This window comes from Pedobacter sp. UC225_65, from assembly GCF_042698365.1.
Lineage (GTDB): Bacteria > Bacteroidota > Bacteroidia > Sphingobacteriales > Sphingobacteriaceae > Pedobacter.
The window spans coordinates 1-17,971 of the sequence record NZ_CP170550.1; the positions used below are offsets into that span (position 1 = coordinate 1).

A 17,971-nucleotide genomic window follows, 5' to 3' on the forward strand; every position below is an offset into this window, starting at 1 on the left:
TAAGTATTTGTGTTTACGGGAATGATTGCTACCTTTGCATCCCGCTTCGGAGGAAGTATGGGGGATGTCGGAAAGTGCTGTTGGGCTATTGAAAAGGGGAAAAAGGATGGATTGGCTGATATTCAGCGGTTTACGGGGAGGCCGGAAAAAACTTCAAAAAAAGTTTTGGAAAGCGGAAAAGTTTCCTACCTTTGCAACCCGCTACGGAGGTAACGACGAAAGGAGAATGGGATACAGGAGGAGATGGGTTTGAAATATGGGAACGGAGAACGGCAGACGTTTTTAAGAAGTTTCAAAAGCTTCGAAAAAAAATAAAAAAAAAGTTTGCAGGTTTGAAAAAGTTTCCTACCTTTGCAGTCCCAAACGAAACGGGAGTTCACCAACGGATGTTGGGAGGACGGATAAAAAAGATTGAAACAATGGAGGGGTCGAGCTGACCACCGGAACAACAAAGACCGGCGGAGAGCGGAACGCGACATTGCAACATATAAAAGGCCACCGAGAGGCACGGCCGGAAAGTTCATTAAAGAGATATCATTTATACAACGCAGCGAGGCAAACAGGTACGATTTCAAAGTACATGATACCGAGCTGTTTCTTAAGTCTGTTCTATCAGACAACATAATAGAATAAAGACTATTTAATTTTAATAACACTAGAATAAGAATGGTCAGAGTTCAGACAAAACATTTTACAATGGAGAGTTTGATCCTGGCTCAGGATGAACGCTAGCGGCAGGCCTAATACATGCAAGTCGAGGGGTAGTGGTTGCTTGCAACCATGAGACCGGCGCACGGGTGCGTAACGCGTATGCAACCTACCTCTATCTGGGGGATAGCCCGGAGAAATCCGGATTAACACCGCATAAAATCACAGTACGGCATCGTACAATGATCAAATATTTATAGGATGGAGATGGGCATGCGTGTCATTAGTTAGTTGGCGGGGTAACGGCCCACCAAGACCGCGATGACTAGGGATCTGAGAGGATGACCCCCCACACTGGTACTGAGACACGGACCAGACTCCTACGGGAGGCAGCAGTAAGGAATATTGGTCAATGGGGGCAACCCTGAACCAGCCATGCCGCGTGCAGGAAGACGGCCCTCTGGGTTGTAAACTGCTTTTATTCGGGAATAAACCTGCTTACGTGTAGGCAGCTGAATGTACCGAAGGAATAAGGATCGGCTAACTCCGTGCCAGCAGCCGCGGTAATACGGAGGATCCAAGCGTTATCCGGATTTATTGGGTTTAAAGGGTGCGTAGGCGGCCTGTTAAGTCAGGGGTGAAAGACGGTAGCTCAACTATCGCAGTGCCCTTGATACTGATGGGCTTGAATGGACTAGAGGTAGGCGGAATGTGACAAGTAGCGGTGAAATGCATAGATATGTCACAGAACACCGATTGCGAAGGCAGCTTACTATGGTCTTATTGACGCTGAGGCACGAAAGCGTGGGGATCAAACAGGATTAGATACCCTGGTAGTCCACGCCCTAAACGATGAATACTCGCTGTTGGCGATACACAGTCAGCGGCTAAGCGAAAGCGTTAAGTATTCCACCTGGGGAGTACGCCCGCAAGGGTGAAACTCAAAGGAATTGACGGGGGCCCGCACAAGCGGAGGAGCATGTGGTTTAATTCGATGATACGCGAGGAACCTTACCCGGGCTTGAAAGTTAGTGAAGTATCCAGAGATGGATGCGTCCGCAAGGACACGAAACTAGGTGCTGCATGGCTGTCGTCAGCTCGTGCCGTGAGGTGTTGGGTTAAGTCCCGCAACGAGCGCAACCCCTATGTTTAGTTGCCAGCACGTCATGGTGGGGACTCTAAACAGACTGCCTGTGCAAACAGAGAGGAAGGAGGGGACGACGTCAAGTCATCATGGCCCTTACGTCCGGGGCTACACACGTGCTACAATGGATGGTACAGAGGGCAGCAAGCTGGCAACAGCAAGCAAATCTCAAAAAGCCATTCACAGTTCGGATTGGGGTCTGCAACTCGACCCCATGAAGTTGGATTCGCTAGTAATCGCATATCAGCAATGATGCGGTGAATACGTTCCCGGGCCTTGTACACACCGCCCGTCAAGCCATGGAAGTTGGGGGTACCTAAAGTACGTAACCGCAAGGAGCGTCCTAGGGTAAAACCGATAACTGGGGCTAAGTCGTAACAAGGTAGCCGTACCGGAAGGTGCGGCTGGAATACCTCCTTTCTGGAGTAGTATGGACTACTCGCTGCGTAAAAAATGATACATATCTCTAAAGGAAACCAAAAAGATGAAGCCATCGCACGATACCATATCGGCAGGGGCGAGATTGGAACGGAATTACGGTTGACGGGTTACGATTGACGCGAAAGATAGGATCGTAAATCAGCAACACAGTCGTAATCTGAAAACAGTCCCGTAGCTCAGCCTGGTTAGAGCACTACACTGATAATGTAGGGGTCTCCAGTTCAAATCTGGACGGGACTACAACGCTAAGTTTTTTTGGGGGATTAGCTCAGCTGGCTAGAGCGCCTGCCTTGCACGCAGGAGGTCAACGGTTCGACTCCGTTATTCTCCACCATCACCGGTGCCTGTTACAAAAGGCACGTTTATAATAGGAACGGTTGTTCCCGGGATCGAAAAGTTCTTTGACATATTGGAAGAAGTTAAAAAAGAAGAGCAAACAACAATAGAGACGTTGTCAGCTTGGTGTCCTTAGGGGCTAAAAATTGACAACTGATCAAAAAAAGCATTTATATAGGCGCAAAAGGCTATATAGAGAAGAAAGTAAGAAAGAGTATACGGGGGATGCCTTGGCTCTCAGAGGCGATGAAAGACGTGATAAGCTGCGATAAGCCGCGGGGATCAGCAAATATGAATTGATCCGCGGATTTCTGAATGGGGAAACCTGGCCAGTTGAAGACTGGTCGCACATAGTGCGCAAACCTGCCGAACTGAAACATCTAAGTAAGCAGAGGAAGAGAAAATAATAATGATTTCCTAAGTAGTGGCGAGCGAAAGGGAAAGAGCCCAAACCAGCTATGTTACGGCATGACTGGGGTTGTAGGACTGTGATGTGGCATTAATGAAATGAAGTGGAACAGGATGGGAAGCCTGGCGATACACGGTGATAGCCCGGTACACGTAAGTAACATTAGCCTAACAGTATCCTGAGTACCGCGAGGTCGGAGACGCCTTGTGGGAATCTGCCGGCACCATCCGGTAAGGCTAAATACTCCTGAGAGACCGATAGTGAACCAGTACCGTGAGGGAAAGGTGAAAAGAACCCCGAACAGGGGAGTGAAATAGAACCTGAAACCGTATACTTACAAGCGGTCGGAGCGTCCAGGTGGCGTGACGGCGTGCCTTTTGCATAATGAGCCTACGAGTTACTCTTCTCTGGCAAGGTTAAGTGTTTAAGACACGCAGCCGAAGCGAAAGCGAGTCTGAATAGGGCGTATAGTCAGGGGAGGTAGACGCGAAACCTTGTGATCTACCCATGGACAGGTTGAAGGTGCGGTAACACGTACTGGAGGACCGAACCGATAAACGTTGAAAAGTTTCCGGATGATCTGTGGGTAGGGGTGAAAGGCTAATCAAACTGGGAAATAGCTCGTACTCCCCGAAATGTTTTTAGGAACAGCGTCGTGGTGAGTTATATAGAGGTAGAGCTACTGATTGGGTGCGGGGGAGTCAAATCCTACCAAATCCAGACAAACTCCGAATGCTATATAATATACACGGCAGTGAGGCGCGGGGTGCTAAGGTCACGCGCCGAGAGGGAAAGAACCCAGACCATCAGCTAAGGTCCCTAAATTACCGCTAAGTTGAACTAACGAGGTGCGATTGCATAGACAGCTAGGATGTTGGCTTGGAAGCAGCCATTCATTTAAAGAGTGCGTAACAGCTCACTAGTCGAGCGATCGTGCATGGATAATAAACGGGCATTAAGTGGTATACCGAAGCTATGGGTAATATTAATATTACGGTAGGGGAGCATTCCAGCGGCAGCGAAGTTGTAGCGTGAGCTATGGTGGAGCTTCTGGAAAAGCAAATGTAGGCATAAGTAACGATAAGGCGGGAGAGAAACCCGCCCACCGAAAGGATAAGGTTTCCTGATCAACGCTAATCGGATCAGGGTTAGTCGGGGCCTAAGGAGAACCCGAAGGGGATATTCGATGGACAACGGTTTAATATTACCGTACTTTTTATAACTGCGATGTGGGGACGGAGTAGTGACACTGCCGCGATCTGACGGAATAGATCGTTGAAGGCTGTAGGTATAGGACTGGTAGGCAAATCCGCCAGACCTGCTGAACGCTGATAGTACCGCGAGCCTTCGGGTAAGTGGATAGTGCAGGTAATCAGACTTCCAAGAAAAACCGCTAAGCTCCAGGTTATAAAAACCCGTACCGCAAACCGACACAGGTATCCGGGAAGAGAATTCTAAGGTGCTCGAGTGAATCATGGCTAAGGAACTCGGCAAAATGGCCCTGTAACTTCGGGAGAAGGGGCGCTGACAGCAATGTCAGCCGCAGTGAAAAGGCCCAGGCGACTGTTTAACAAAAACACATGGCTTTGCAAAATCGAAAGATGAAGTATAAGGCCTGACACCTGCCCGGTGCTGGAAGGTTAAGAGGGGATGTTAGTCGCAAGGCGAAGCATTGAATCGAAGCCCCAGTAAACGGCGGCCGTAACTATAACGGTCCTAAGGTAGCGAAATTCCTTGTCGGGTAAGTTCCGACCTGCACGAATGGTGTAACGATCTGGGCGCTGTCTCAGCCATGAGCTCGGTGAAATTGTGGTCCCGGTGAAGACGCCGGGTACCCGCAACGGGACGGAAAGACCCCATGCACCTTCACTACAATTTAACATTGACATTGGATACAGGATGTGTAGGATAGGTGGGAGGCTTTGAAGCGGCGTCGCTAGGCGTCGTGGAGCCAACGTTGAAATACCACCCTTTCTGTATTCGGTGTCTAATCCCGCCCAGCGGGAGACATTGTTTGATGGGTAGTTTGACTGGGGTGGTCGCCTCCAAAAAGGTAACGGAGGCTTTCAAAGGTAAGCTCAGTACGCTTGGTAACCGTACGCGGAGTGCAATAGCATAAGCTTGCTTGACTGTGAGGCAGACAAGCCGAGCAGGGTCGAAAGACGGATATAGTGATCCGGTGGTTCTGCATGGAAGGGCCATCGCTCAAAGGATAAAAGGTACGCTGGGGATAACAGGCTGATTCCCCCAAGAGCTCATATCGACGGGGAGGTTTGGCACCTCGATGTCGGCTCGTCACATCCTGGGGCTGGAGAAGGTCCCAAGGGTTCGGCTGTTCGCCGATTAAAGTGGCACGCGAGCTGGGTTCAGAACGTCGCGAGACAGTTCGGTCCCTATCTGTTGTGGGCGTAGGAATTTTGAGTGGGGCTGACCTTAGTACGAGAGGACCGGGTTGGACTAGCCTCTAGTGAATCTGTTGTTCCGCCAGGGGCATTGCAGAGTAGCTACGCTGGGGATAGATAAGCGCTGAAAGCATCTAAGTGCGAAACTAGCCACGAGATGAGAATTCCATATAGGACCGTAGAAGACTACTACGTTGATAGGCTATAGATGTAAAGCTGGCGACAGCACAGTCGAGTAGTACTAATCATCCGAAGCTTTCAAGAGCAGAACGTTGTTTGCTCTTCCAAATTGACTTCTTTCAATAATATGTCATTTAGTAGTTGGTAGCTAGTACTTAGTAGTTAGACAAGATTGTCCAGATACTGATGTCTGAATACCGAATACTATATAAAAATATTTAGGTGCCTATATCGGCGGTGTCCACCTCTTCCCATTCCGAACAGAGAAGTTAAGCCCGCCAGAGCCGATGGTACTGCAGTAACATGTGGGAGAGTAGGTCGGTGCCAAATCTTAAACAGGCCCCTTAGCATTAGCTAAGGGGCTTTGTTGTTTATACAAAACGCTACGATTTTCCTATCTCTTTCTATAAGATCTTACTCTTTTTGTATTAAAAAGTGATATTATTGAGCTTTTTCAGCCATAAAAAAGCTAGATTTTATCTTAAATCTATCAGATTTTGCTATCTATCATGGTTTTAATTACAAATAAACTAAGGTCAAACGCCGTTTAATGCGTATCTTTGTGCCTTAATTAAAAAACGATGAAAATCAATTTTGGATCCAGAAAGGAAGTATTGTTACATGTTGAGAAATACATGCTTAAAATGATGCCTACCTATTTGAAACCTATAGATACCAACTGGCAACCTTCTGATTTCTTGCCAGATTCAACCACAGATTCCTTTTATCAAGATATTAAAAACTTAAGAGAGAATGCTAAAGACCTTTCTTATGACCTTGTTGCTGTTTTAATTGGCGATACGATTACAGAAGAGGCACTTCCAACGTACGAATCGTGGTTGATGATGATGGATGATATTTCTAGAGACGAAGAGGGTGGTTGGATGAAATGGAACCGAAACTGGACAGCTGAAGAAAATCGTCATGGTGATCTTTTGAATAAATACTTGTACTTGTCAGGTAGGGTTGACATGCGTCAAATGGAAATCTCTACCCAGTATCTGATCGCTGATGGATTTGATATCGGTACAGGACATGATCCTTATCGTAATTTTGTATATACCAGTTTTCAAGAGTTGGCTACCAATATTTCGCATAGAAGAGTGGCTTCCTTGGCAAAAAAGGACGGAGATACCTTATTATCTAAAATGTGTGGTGTAATTGCTTCTGATGAAGCGAGACACGCTAAGGCTTATAAAGATTTCATGTCTAAGATATTTGAAGTTGATCCTAGTGAGGCTATGATTGCCTTTGAAGACATGATGCGTAAAAAGATTGTAATGCCAGCACACTTCTTACGTGAAATGGGATTGAAGATTGGACAGACTTTCGGACATTTTACAGATGCGGCACAACGTTTAGGCGTATATACTGCCGTTGATTATGTTGAGATCATGCAACAATTAATTGAAGAGTGGAAGATTGACAGTCTACAAGAACTCAATGAAGCTGGCGAACGTGCAAGAGATTATGTAATGAATTTGCCTAGTCGTTTGTTACGTGTAGCAGAACGGATGAAAAACCCAACTATGGAATATAAGTTTAGCTGGATCAATGCTTAATCTTTTCTAAATGATATACAAAGCCTGAATTTTTAATTCGGGCTTTTTTATTGGAAAACTTGTGCTTGTTGAGCTAAATTGAACCCTTTTCTTGATAGTTCTTTCTGTGTTTCAGTTTTCCAGAGTAAGGGATTGGTATGGTTAAAATGGATGAAATAAACCTTTTGTTTTGTACTTAACTTCTCGTTTGCCAATAAAGCTGCTGTTTCTGTAACCAAGGGATGTGGAACTTCGGCTATGGCTCTATTGCCTAATTCTGTATTGGTGTAAAATGTAGCATCTAAAAATGCTACATCTACATTTTTGATTTCTTCAATAATGTTTTTGTCCCATTTATTCCATTTATCAATATCTGGAATGAAGAGATATTTTTTTGTTGGTGTGGTAATTTTAAAGCCAGCAGTTTCTGAATATTCATCACGATGGGGTACTGTAAACGCTAAAATGCTATTGTTGGCTATAGTTAGGGGAGTATTGGCTGTTAATTCAATAAGATTGATGTTTTTTAACTTCACCAATTGGCTCCACGGCCCATTCTGTTCTAAATAACTTTTAAATTTAGGGAAGACGTATACTTTGAGGCCATTGGTACCCATTACTTCTCTACCGAACTCCATTAGCCCTGTATAATGGCCAATGTGGGCATGGGTCATGAAAACACCTTCTGGTAGATAAGGATATTTTTGTTGTGTTTTTGTACGAAAATTTTGCAGTTGTTGTTTAATGTCTGGCGTAGCTTCAAATAAATACCATTTTTTATGAATGGGGTCAACCAATGCCAATGAAACTACATTTCTTCGCATGGCTGGATTTTTCCAAGCTTGATTGCAACATTCTTTTTGACAGCCCATATGTGGATAACCTCCATCTTGGGCTACACCCAAAACAATGATATAACTCGATTTAGGTTCTTCAACAGCTAAAGCACTGAAATGAAGAATGACTAAACAGATAAAAGATAAAGCTTTTTTAAGCATTGTTTTGGGTTGTACCTATTTACATATTTCTTCTATATTGACCACCAACTTCATATAATGCATTGCTGATCTGCCCTAAAGAACAGATCTTACAAACTTCCATCAGGTCTTCGAAGATATTATTGCCAGCAACTGCTGATAATTGGAGTTTCTTTAATACATCTGCTGTTTTCTGCGCATTTCGATCTTGGAAAGATTTTAAAGCGTTGATCTGGTATTGCTTTTCCTCTTCTGTAGCTCGAATAACCTCTCCAGGAACAATAGTTGGGGAACCATTTTTATTGAGGAAGGTGTTTACGCCAACAATAGGATACTCGCCGGTATGTTTCAAGGTTTCGTAATACAGACTTTCTTCTTGTATTTTGCCTCTTTGGTACATGGTTTCCATTGCTCCTAATACACCCCCACGGTCGTTGATGCGCTTAAATTCTGCCAATACAGCTTCTTCAACCAAATCAGTAAGGTCTTCGATGATAAAGGCTCCTTGTAATGGATTTTCATTCTTGGCCAGCCCCAACTCTCTGTTAATGATCAATTGGATAGCCATCGCCCTGCGTACAGATTCTTCTGTAGGGGTAGTAATGGCTTCATCGTAGGCATTGGTATGTAATGAATTGCAATTGTCATAAATGGCATATAGTGCTTGTAAGGTTGTTCTGATATCGTTAAAATCAATCTCCTGCGCATGTAAAGAGCGACCGGAAGTTTGGATATGGTATTTTAGTTTTTGAGAACGGTCATTGCCCTTGTACTTATTTTTGATGGCTTTTGCCCAGATTCTTCTGGCCACGCGGCCAATTACAGAATACTCTGGATCGATGCCATTGCTGAAAAAGAAGGAAAGATTAGGCGCAAAATCGTCAATATTCATCCCTCTGCTTAGGTAATACTCTACAAAGGTAAAACCATTACTTAGCGTAAAGGCCAATTGGGAGATTGGGTTGGCACCAGCCTCTGCAATGTGGTAACCAGAAATAGATACCGAATAAAAGTTTCGAACTTTTTCATCGATGAAATACTTTTGGATATCACCCATCATCCTCAAAGCAAATTCTGTAGAGAAAATACAGGTATTTTGTGCCTGGTCTTCTTTCAGGATATCGGCCTGCACAGTTCCTCTTACCGAACTGATGGCTTTTGCCCTGATCTGCGCATAGATATCAGCAGGTAGCACTTCGTCGCCTGTAAGGCCCAATAACATCAAACCTAAGCCATTGTTCCCCTGCGGTAATTCGCCTTGGTAAGTAGGACGTTCAATTCCTTTTTCTTTATAGATCTGTTTGATCTTGGCTTCGGTTTCTTTTTCTAGACCATTTTCAATGATGTATTTTTCACATTGTTGGTCAATAGCAGCATTCATAAAAAAGCCTAACAACATTGGTGCAGGGCCATTAATGGTCATAGAAACAGATGTGGATGGTGCACAAAGGTCAAAACCAGAGTACAGTTTTTTGGCATCGTCTAAAGTGGCGATACTTACACCAGAGTTACCAATCTTACCGTAGATATCTGGTCTGATATGTGGGTCTTCCCCATAAAGTGTAACTGAGTCGAAGGCCGTAGATAAACGGTGTGCAGGTTGACCTAGGGATACATAATGGAAACGTTTATTTGTTCTTTCTGGTCCGCCTTCTCCGGCAAACATCCGTGTTGGATCTTCTCCATCTCTTTTTAATGGGAAAACTCCTGCTGCATAAGGAAACTCTCCCGGAACATTCTCGGTTAACAACCAACGTAAAATATCTCCCCAATCTTCGTAGCGGGGTAAGGATACTTTAGGAATCTGTAATTTGGATAACGATTCGTAGTAAAGCGGTTGTTTAATTTCTTTGTCACGTACTTTATAAACAAAGAACTCTTCTTTATATTTTTGTTTGGTATCTGGCCATTGGCGCAATAAACGCCTGCATTCGCCATCCAATTGTTCTTCTAAATAGGTGTAAGCGTCTTTTAATCCTTCTCCAAAATTCTCAAAGTCGCTCGAAAAATTGATAACACCTTGAAGCTGATACAATTTCCTTGCAATTTTACATTGCTTATCCACCCATTCGTTGTAGGTTTCACTTGCTTCTGCAATTTCAGATAGGTAACGGATACGATCTGGTGGGATGATGTATATCTTTTCAGATTGATTGGCTGTCATTACCATTTCGGCTTTGAAATCCACACCGGTCTTTGCTTTTATGCCACTTAATAGGGCAACAAAGAGGTTGTTCATCCCTGGGTCATTGAATTGTGAAGCCATGGTTCCATATACTGGAATTTCATCGTCTTTGGCCTCAAAAAGATTGTGGTTGCGTTTGTATTGTTTGCGTACATCCCTTAATGCATCCAAAGCACCACGTTTGTCGAATTTATTGATGGCTACCAGATCAGCAAAATCAAGCATGTCGATTTTCTCCAATTGGGTTGCTGCTCCAAACTCTGGAGTCATTACATATAGTGAAATATCACAATGTTCGGTAATCTCGGTATCAGACTGGCCAATACCCGAAGTTTCTACAATGATTAGGTCGTATCCTGCAGCTTTACAGATGTCAATGCTCTCCTGTACATTTTTAGAAAGCGCCAAATTAGCTTGTCTTGTGGCCAAAGAACGCATGTAAACCCTAGAATTGTTGATGGCATTCATACGAATCCTATCGCCTAATAAGGCTCCACCAGTTTTGCGTTTCGAAGGTACTACAGAAATAATGGCCAAAGTTTTATCCTTTACCTCGATTAAAAATCTGCGCACCAACTCATCAACCAATGATGATTTACCTGAGCCACCTGTACCTGTAATCCCCAAAACTGGAGCTTGGTTATTTAGGGTCAACTTCTTTAATTCGTCAACAAACTTCTGTGCACCTTCTGGATCATTCTCAGCAACAGTAATGGCCGAGGCTATACTTTTTACCTCTTTTTGCGGAATGTTTTCCAGTTCAGTAGTAATAGCTTTGGTGGTAATAAAATCGGTCTGTTCCAACATGTTGTTGATCATACCTTGTAGGCCCATCTTGCGACCATCGTCTGGAGAATAGATCCTAGTGATGCCGTAAGCCTGTAATTCTTCGATTTCTGATGGTAGAATTACACCACCACCACCACCAAATATCTTGATATGATTGGCACCCTTTTGCTGCAATAGATCATACATGTACTTAAAATACTCGATATGCCCACCCTGGTACGAAGTCATGGCAATCCCTTGAACATCTTCTTGAATGGCACAGTTGACCACTTCTTCTACAGACCGATTGTGCCCTAAGTGGATGACTTCTGCTCCAGAAGATTGCAAGATCCGACGCATGATGTTAATGGTGGCATCGTGCCCATCGAATAAAGCAGCAGCGGTTACAAAACGGATTTTATTTTTGGGTTTGTAGACTTGAATTTGTTCCATGTAGGTTTTTGTATTTGGTGTACAAAGTTAACAAAAACTAGGTATTGGCAACATTAATCACTGAATCAATACAATGTCAAATTCAAATAGGTACCTCAAAACAAAGGGAGAAACCTATGTTATAGATTTCTCCCTTTGTTAAAAGATAGCGTGTTAAAGTTAACGTGTCAATTCTGTGATCACATTACCTACACTTCCACTTGGCATCTGTACACGTAACATCGCAGCCAAGGTAGCAGCAATATCACTCATGTAATAAGTTTGGTTTGTCTTACCTGGTTTAACTTTCCAACCCATAAATACCAAAGGGATATGCGAATCGTATGGATACCAAGCACCATGTGTGGTGCCAGTAGCACCACCGTCAAACCAATTCGATTGAAGCAAGAAATAAACATCTCCACTGCGACGTGCATTGTAACCATTGGTAATGCGTTTCCTGATCTCTTCCGGAATGGTCGAAGTATTTAAAATCTGTAGATCTACCGCATCAGCAATTCCATCCTGTTTCGTCAAATAGTCAATTGCTGCTTTTTTAACTTGAGCAAAATCTACTTTTTTCTCATTAATTACGCTATGGTCAAAATAAACCTGATTGTTCATTACCGTAATTATCGATTTAGACAGGTTGAATTTTTTATTCATTAGTGTATCCAATCCCTTGCGTAAGGTAGAATTGCTTACTGTTCCTGCCGGTAATTTGTTTTCGGTCATAAAGCCGGGTACATGTGCTACCGCATGATCTGCAGATAAGAAGAACAAATAATTTCCTTTGCCTAAAGTTTTATCCAAGTAGTTGAAAAAGTCTTCTAGATCTTTGTCTAAACGCAGATAGGTATCTTCAGCTTCGATAGAGTTTGGTCCAAATTGATGTCCAACATAATCCGTTGAAGAACAACTGATAGCCAAGAAATCTGTATTGCCAGTCTGACCCATTTTTTCGTTTTGGATGGCCAATTTAGAAAGGTCGAAAGTCATGGTATTACCATAAGGCGTACTTCTGATCAGGTCATAATTCTTACCAATGCTACTGCTCAACAAATGCGGGAAAGAAGTACCTGTTTCACCTTTGAATTTTCCTTCATAAGGTTTCTCGTCAGCTGTGCTTTGGGTATAAGTATTGATTGGATATAAAGTATTCCATTCTTTGGCATAAAAATCATTGGCCACTTTCTTTTTGTTATACTCCGAAAGCCAGGTAGGCAAAGTCTGCATATAATAAGTACTGGTGATCCAATCGCCAGAACCACCGTCATACCAGTAAGCTGCATTTGCAGAGTGACCAGCAGGTAGGATAGAACCCCTATCTTTTTGCGAAATACCAATTACTTTACTTCTAAAATTGGTCGCTAAACGCAATTCGTCGGTAATGGTTGTGACCAACATGTTTTTTGGCGACATTTCTCCAGCTCTGGTGCTGCTACCAACGGTTTTAACATTTTTATCTTCGGTACAATATACATCTCTTCCCAACTCTGGATCAAACCAGTTGTTACCGATAATGCCATTGATGGCCGGTACAGAGCCTGTGTAGATTGAAGTGTGACCACAGGCAGTATAAGTTGGAGTATATGGAATGAAAGTGTTTTCGGCAGAAAATCCATCATTGATGAGGCGTTTGAATCCACCCTTGCTGTAACGGTCATAATAACGATATAGATAATCCCAGCGCATCTGGTCGATCACTAGGCCTACCACTAGTTTAGGCCTGTCAATTTTTTGCGGATAAGTACTTGCTTGATTTGTAGCGTTAGGTTTGGTCCATTTTTGAGCAAAAGATTGTGTGCCCGCCAATAGCAAAACTAACAAATAAACGTGTTTAAATTTCATTTGTATCTAGTTAAGTAGACCGTAAAAGTAAGAAATGCTATGTGAAGTAAAAGTGAAATTTTTATATTATTTCTGCTACGACGAAGGTACTTCCACCCACAAATATCAAATCTTTTGTGCCTGCCATTTTTTTAGCATTTTGGAGGGCTTCGGCAACACTTTTAAATGTTTTTCCCTTTAAGCCAAACTGTTGCGCTTGTGCCGATAGTTCTGCTACGACCAAGGCCCTTTCCAAGTTAGGTTGACAAAAATAATAAGTGGCATTTTTTGGAAGGATAGCCAATACCCCAGAAATGTCTTTGTCTTTGACCATACCCAACACAATGTGCAGGTGATGGTGTGGAGTATTGTTGATATTTTGCACAACCTCAGCTAAACCAGCTTTGTTGTGACCCGTATCGCAGATTACCAAAGGATTTTTGCTTAACGTTTGCCATCTTCCCTGTAAACCTGTTGTCTTTTTTACTTGTCTCAGGGCAGCATATACGGCTTCATCAGGGATGACATATCCCTTTTCTTTTAAAGCAAGGATACTCTCAATTACCGTAAGTATGTTTTTTAATTGATGGCTACCCGTTAAGTCGAGTACGAGGTTTGGATAGATAGCCTGGTTATCTCTGTAAACATCAATGCCTAACTGCGATGCTTTTTGCTGTATTTGATCTAGGTGCAGCTTATCATCGGCGAAAATGATTGGTGCATTTTCCTGTTTTGCTTTTCCAATAAAAACGGCTTCGGTTTCTGATTGTCTTTCACCAATGACTACAGGAATCTGAGGTTTGATCATCCCCGCTTTTTCGTAGGCGATTTCGGGTAAGGTATTGCCTAAGATATTGGTGTGATCAAGACTGATATTGGTGATGACAGACAAATCTGGAATGATGATATTGGTCGAGTCCAGTCTTCCTCCCAAACCTACTTCTATAACAGCCACATCTACTTTTTCTTGGGCAAAATAGGCAAAAGCCATGGCCACAGTTACTTCAAAAAAAGAAGGTTCTATGGTTCTGATGAGTTCATTTTGTTCTTTTACAAAATCAATTACAAAAGCTTTAGGGACCATTTTTCCATTGATGCGGATCCTTTCCCTAAAATCTTTTAAGTGTGGAGAGGTGTAAAGCCCTGTTTTATAACCCGCCTGTTGTAAAATGGCGGCAAGCATGTGCGAGGTAGAACCTTTACCATTGGTGCCACCTACATGGATACTTTTAAACTGGTGTTGGGGATTACCTAAGGCATTGCACATGGCTAAGGTATTGTGCAGGTCTTTTTTAAATGCAACTGCGCCTACACGGGTAAACATGGGTAGTTTACTGTATAAAAAATCGAGGGTTTGAGCGTATGTCATTATTGAGATATGAGACGATATACCAATAGGTCGTTGTCTTTCTACTAAATACTTTTACTTCACCTTAAAGTTAAAGACAACAATAAAAGTTCTGTTTTCGTAACCAGCACCCATTTTGTCTAAACTTGCACCCATTACTGCATCCTCGCATTTACGAAATAGGGCATTGTCTGAAAAAGTAGTGCCTTTGGCCCCGGCTGTAGCAGAAATAACCTTCCCATCTCTGTTGACACGGATTTTTACGGCTATTTTTCCAGTTTGTTGCCCATTGTCGTCTATTGATTTAAGGTTGTTGAATTTGCTTAAAGGAACAGGTGTATCTCCATTTCCAGAACCACCCTCACCATAATTTGGTGCCAATGGATCACCATTGATGCTCCCTTGGTTGCCAGGTGTATTGCCAGTACCATCTCCTTCTCCCTTACCATTGTTCTTATTGCCTTTGTAAAGTGCATTTGGATTAATGGTAGGTTGTGCAGGTTTATCCTCTTTGGTAGTGCTTGGTGCGCTGGTAGGCTTGGTTTTTTTAGTATTGATGGCCACTGCATCTTCTACATCTTGCGTAAGTACATCTTTTCCATCAACCTCAGAAGCCGTTGTTGGTGTCACTTTTTCTTCGGGCGTAACCTTGTCTGGCATTTTCTGATTGGCATTTGGATCCATAGATGGTTCTTCGATGCTGGTATAATCATTACCCATTCCAACAGCAGCGGTACCATAGTTAACCACCATGCCACCCATGCCTGGTGGTTCTTCTGGGTTGAAGGCGCTAATTACCCATAGAAAGCTCAAGCCAATGAACAAACCCATTAGGACTGTAGCAATGGCTATGGCTTTTGGATAGTTATTTTCTTCGGTTGTAGGTGTCATTATTTTTTAGAATCTACTGCTAAAACAAGTTTTAGTTTTAATTTGTTGGCCACATCATACGCTTCCATGATATTTTCGGCAGGTACACTTCTATCTACACTCAAAATTATGGTTAGATCTGGTGCAATCTTTTGATAGCTTTCTACTACAGATTGCAATTGATCTATCGTGGTTGGCTTTTTATCAACAGAATAATTTAGCTTTTCGTCTATACTTACCGTTATTGCTTTTTTGGCAGTAGATTGTTGTCCGCTTTCTGATCTAGGCAATAAGAGCTTAACTACCCTTGGATTAACTACGGCTGATGCCAGTAGAAAAAACAGGAGTAGAAAGAACATGATATCGTTCAATGCAGAGGTATGAACTTCAACTGCACCTTTTTTTCTTTTGCGTAAATTCATTATTTGCCCGGCTCTTCTAGTAAGTCAATAAACTCTATTGCATCGGTTTCCATTTTAAGGATGATCTTTTCTACCATCATATTTAAAATATGGTATAAAACATAGGCTACGATACCAATGATCAATCCGGTTGCAGAAGTAATCATCTTGGTATATAGACCACCAGAAATCGTTCCAATTTCAATCTCTCCTTTGATGGATACATCATGGAAAATGGTAATTACCCCAATAATGGTACCTACGAAACCCAACATCGGTGCAATACCAGCGATAATTCCTAAAATACCAATGTTCTTTTCCAGTTTGGAAACTTCCAGTTTTCCAGTGTTTTCAATTGCACCCTCAATATCTTTGATCGGTCTACCAATTCTTTTCAGTCCTTTTTCTAACATGCGTGCCAATGGCGATTTTGTATTTTTACACAAGGCAATGGCACTGTCCAATCGACCTTCGTGGATATTCTGTTTGATCTGGAACATCAGGTTCGATTCGTCTTTTGATGATTTACGAATGGTCAGATAACGTTCTATAAAAATAACCAAACCTAAAAAAGCCAATAGGGCAAGGGGTAGCATTACCCATCCACCTTTAAATAATAGATCAATAAAATGGAGTTCGGCAGGGGCTGCAGTTAATGGTTTTGCAGCAGTTTGTAAGCTATCTAATGTTTTTTGTGTTGTGTCTCCAGCCGCTATTAGCAATGTAATCATATTAATTTTTTGGTTTGATGGATTGTATATAAATCTGAGGATTTTTTAATTTTTTCTGTAAGCTATCTTGGTAAACTTTGGCCAAGTTATAATCTGTAAAGGTACCTAAACTAATCTTAGTCAATCGGCCTGGTACATTTTGAAGTGGTTTTGCATTAATGCCTCTTTTTTTCATGATATTGATTACATGATCAATCCTTTTTTGGCTTTTTTCTGCACTTCCTATTACTTCATAGATGATCATCTTGCTGCTATCTACCGTATTGCTATCTTTTGTCAATTTAACCAGTGCATTATTTTTGGCGATGCTATCTGCATATTTTAGCGAATCGTTTTTTACATCAGTAGTATCATTTGGTGATACAACTGTTGCTTGTTCTGTGGTTTTATCAATGGTGTTGATGAGTTTGTTGTCAAACCATCCTGGGAAGAAGAAATACGTCAACGCACCTGCAATGGCAATCAGAATTAAAACAATCAGCGTTTTTAGCAATATCCTGAAAAATCTATTCGGTCTTCTGTCATCATCGTCGTCATCATCATCATCATTGTCCGGTAAATAGTTGTAATTTACAATCGGAGGTATTGTTGATGTGGCTACTGGTATTTCTTTATTTTCTTCAGGAGCAGTTAAAGGCTGCGCTTCGGTTAATGGTTCTTCTGCAGGCTGACCAACTTCTGTGATTTCATCATAAACTGGTTGTTCGTCCAATTCAATTCCTTGAAGCTTTTCGCCGGTTTCCTGACCTGGATTTTCTTCTTCTAACTTATTCTCTTCAACAACTGAATCGATCGTATCTTCTACTTCATCAAATTCTGCTGTTTTTTCTTCCTCAATCGAGTTGTCCAACGCAATTGCTTCATCACTACTGATGGTCTCATCAATAGATTCATGTTCCTCACTACTATCAGTTGTAAGCTCGTTTAATGTAGGTAGACCATAAGATTCATTGCTAAAACTACTTTCCTGTTCAGCGATGAAAGTAAGCTGGTCGTTAACCATTTTTAATCTTCCGATAGGGGTTAAGTCAGCCTCTTGTTGATCTGCCAATTGAGCCTGTAATTTCTCTACAAACTCACTAATGTAGTAATTGGCAGAATCGACACTGATGTTTCTGCTATCACTGATGAAATTGGCTAATTCTTCTTGTTCTTTAAGTTCTGTAGTAAATTCAAGGGCGTAACTTGGCGGAACAAAGGCATGTTTTTCTATATCGTACCTGCCTGGGGATTTCTTTTTATACAACGTACCCAGTCCGACAATGCCAATGGCTTTTCGGCGCTGCAATAACTCAGTTAAGTATAATAATATATCCATTCAGGTAAAA

General features: G+C 42.3%; 9 protein-coding genes, 2 tRNA genes and 3 rRNA genes. 6 read left to right on the plus strand and 8 right to left on the minus strand.

Translation table 11 applies throughout. From position 1 onward, the window contains the following. Nucleotides 1-693 precede the first annotated feature (693 nt). From ACFJIZ_RS00005 to ACFJIZ_RS00030, 6 genes are all read left to right on the plus strand, one after another. Nucleotides 694-2,212: ribosomal RNA gene (locus ACFJIZ_RS00005) — 16S ribosomal RNA — on the plus strand. A gap of 186 nt (nt 2,213-2,398) precedes the next feature. Next, a tRNA-Ile gene (locus ACFJIZ_RS00010) sits at nt 2,399-2,473 on the plus strand. A 17-nt stretch (nt 2,474-2,490) separates the two neighbouring features. Beyond that, nucleotides 2,491-2,567: transfer RNA gene (locus tag ACFJIZ_RS00015), tRNA-Ala, on the plus strand. Between the two features lie 200 nt (nt 2,568-2,767). Further along, nucleotides 2,768-5,644: ribosomal RNA gene (locus ACFJIZ_RS00020) — 23S ribosomal RNA — on the plus strand. Nucleotides 5,645-5,778: 134 nt separating this feature from the next. Then, nucleotides 5,779-5,890: ribosomal RNA gene (rrf, locus tag ACFJIZ_RS00025) — 5S ribosomal RNA — on the plus strand. The 16S, 23S and 5S rRNA genes sit together here with 2 tRNA genes alongside, the layout of an rRNA operon. A 251-nt stretch (nt 5,891-6,141) precedes the next feature. After that, entirely contained in the window at nt 6,142-7,122 is a 981-nt protein-coding gene (locus ACFJIZ_RS00030; RefSeq protein ID WP_379089505.1) for an acyl-ACP desaturase, read from the plus strand. Nucleotides 7,123-7,169: 47 nt separating this feature from the next. Here the strand turns inward: ACFJIZ_RS00030 and ACFJIZ_RS00035 are convergent, their stop codons facing one another. The 8 genes from ACFJIZ_RS00035 to ACFJIZ_RS00070 form a co-directional block, all read right to left on the minus strand. Further along, nucleotides 7,170-8,099, minus strand: coding sequence for an MBL fold metallo-hydrolase (locus ACFJIZ_RS00035; RefSeq protein WP_379089506.1), 930 nt, complete (start codon nt 8,097-8,099; stop codon nt 7,170-7,172). 19 nt (nt 8,100-8,118) lie between these two features. Then, nucleotides 8,119-11,484 (minus strand): methylmalonyl-CoA mutase family protein, encoded by a 3,366-nt coding sequence (locus ACFJIZ_RS00040; RefSeq protein ID WP_379089507.1) that lies wholly within the window; start codon nt 11,482-11,484, stop codon nt 8,119-8,121. Between the two features lie 159 nt (nt 11,485-11,643). Next, the gene (gene pafA, locus ACFJIZ_RS00045; RefSeq protein WP_379089509.1) at nt 11,644-13,314 is read right to left on the minus strand and encodes an alkaline phosphatase PafA; all 1,671 of its coding nucleotides are present in this window, start codon (nt 13,312-13,314) and stop codon (nt 11,644-11,646) included. 61 nt (nt 13,315-13,375) lie between these two features. Then, nucleotides 13,376-14,662, minus strand: a complete 1,287-nt coding sequence (locus ACFJIZ_RS00050) for a bifunctional folylpolyglutamate synthase/dihydrofolate synthase (RefSeq protein WP_379089512.1) — start codon at nt 14,660-14,662, stop codon at nt 13,376-13,378. A 54-nt stretch (nt 14,663-14,716) separates the two neighbouring features. Beyond that, nucleotides 14,717-15,532 carry an energy transducer TonB gene (locus ACFJIZ_RS00055; protein ID WP_379089514.1) on the minus strand — a complete coding sequence of 272 codons (816 nt, stop codon included), beginning with the start codon at nt 15,530-15,532 and terminating at the stop codon, nt 14,717-14,719. Next, on the minus strand, nt 15,532-15,933 hold the full coding sequence (locus ACFJIZ_RS00060; protein ID WP_379089516.1) for an ExbD/TolR family protein: 402 nt from the start codon (nt 15,931-15,933) through the stop codon (nt 15,532-15,534). The genes ACFJIZ_RS00055 and ACFJIZ_RS00060 overlap by 1 nt, the downstream gene beginning before the upstream one ends. After that, nucleotides 15,933-16,643, minus strand: a complete 711-nt coding sequence (locus ACFJIZ_RS00065; RefSeq protein ID WP_379089518.1) for a MotA/TolQ/ExbB proton channel family protein — start codon at nt 16,641-16,643, stop codon at nt 15,933-15,935. Before ACFJIZ_RS00065 ends, ACFJIZ_RS00060 begins: the two co-directional genes overlap by 1 nt. A 1-nt stretch (nt 16,644) precedes the next feature. Next, entirely contained in the window at nt 16,645-17,961 is a 1,317-nt protein-coding gene (locus tag ACFJIZ_RS00070) for a hypothetical protein (RefSeq protein WP_379089520.1), read from the minus strand. Nucleotides 17,962-17,971 lie beyond the last annotated feature (10 nt).

Bases quoted from the DNA above. Each gene is read 5' to 3' on its own strand.
- ACFJIZ_RS00030 (WP_379089505.1), top strand. From the start codon at position 6,142: ATGAAAATCAATTTTGGATCCAGAAAGGAAGTATTGTTACATGTTGAG.
- ACFJIZ_RS00035 (WP_379089506.1), bottom strand. From the start codon at position 8,099: ATGCTTAAAAAAGCTTTATCTTTTATCTGTTTAGTCATTCTTCATTTC.
- ACFJIZ_RS00040 (WP_379089507.1), bottom strand. From the start codon at position 11,484: ATGGAACAAATTCAAGTCTACAAACCCAAAAATAAAATCCGTTTTGTA.
- pafA (WP_379089509.1), bottom strand. From the start codon at position 13,314: ATGAAATTTAAACACGTTTATTTGTTAGTTTTGCTATTGGCGGGCACA.
- ACFJIZ_RS00050 (WP_379089512.1), bottom strand. From the start codon at position 14,662: ATGACATACGCTCAAACCCTCGATTTTTTATACAGTAAACTACCCATG.
- ACFJIZ_RS00055 (WP_379089514.1), bottom strand. From the start codon at position 15,532: ATGACACCTACAACCGAAGAAAATAACTATCCAAAAGCCATAGCCATT.
- ACFJIZ_RS00060 (WP_379089516.1), bottom strand. From the start codon at position 15,933: ATGAATTTACGCAAAAGAAAAAAAGGTGCAGTTGAAGTTCATACCTCT.
- ACFJIZ_RS00065 (WP_379089518.1), bottom strand. From the start codon at position 16,643: ATGATTACATTGCTAATAGCGGCTGGAGACACAACACAAAAAACATTA.
- ACFJIZ_RS00070 (WP_379089520.1), bottom strand. From the start codon at position 17,961: ATGGATATATTATTATACTTAACTGAGTTATTGCAGCGCCGAAAAGCC.